Origin of the sequence: Rubellimicrobium sp. CFH 75288 (assembly GCF_009904055.1) — a bacterium.
Lineage (GTDB): Bacteria > Pseudomonadota > Alphaproteobacteria > Rhodobacterales > Rhodobacteraceae > Rubellimicrobium.
On record NZ_WYDP01000061.1, the window covers coordinates 1 to 735 of the forward strand.

Annotated in this window: 1 protein-coding gene; it reads right to left on the bottom strand. The window is 65.0% G+C overall.

Annotated features, from left to right (window positions below):
- The coding region (locus GT358_RS16375) for an IS5 family transposase (RefSeq protein WP_166583696.1) at window positions 1-733 on the bottom strand (733 nt) is incomplete at its 3' end.
- Window positions 734-735: the final 2 nt, after the last annotated feature.

Below are 735 nucleotides of genomic sequence, written 5' to 3' on the forward strand. Positions count from 1 at the left end.
CGCGCTTCGATGTCCTCAGGATGTCGTTACGGGCGATCGCCCCGGCGGTGTCGGGCTTCCAAGGCTTGGCGTTCTTGCGGGGCGGGATAATCGCGGCGGCACCGCGGGCGGCGATGGCGTCGTGGCAGTTGCGGGTATCGAAAGCGCCATCTGCCGTGACGCTGGCGATCTCCTGGTCGGGTGGTATCTGGTCCAGAAGTTCGGGCAGCATGGGCGCGTCACCGACGTCGCTGGTGGTAAACTCGGCGGCGCGGATTTCCAGTGATTTCTCGTCGATCCCGATGTGGATCTTGCGCCAGACCCTGCGCTTCGTGCCACCATGTTTGCGGGCGTTCCACTCGCCTTCACCCTCGACCTTGATCCCGGTGCTGTCGACCAACAGGTGCAGCGGACCGTCCGAGCCGCGGTAGGGGATGTTCACATTCAGGGTCTTCTGGCGTCGCGACAGCGTGCTGAAGTCTGGCACTGCCCAGTCGAGGCCGATCAACCGCAGCAGGCTCTCGACGAAGCCGGTCGTCTGGCGCAACGCCATGCCGAAGAGGACCTTCATCGTGAGGCAGGTCTGGATGGCTGCGTCGCTGTAGTCGGCTTGCCGCCCGCGCTTGCCAGTCGGCGCGGCCTGCCACTTCATGGCGGGGTCGAACCAGATCGTCAGCGAGCCTCGGCGCTTGAGCGCTTGGTTATAGGCGGGCCAGTTCCTGGTCTTGTAGGTCGGGGGTGTCGGTCTGCTCATGC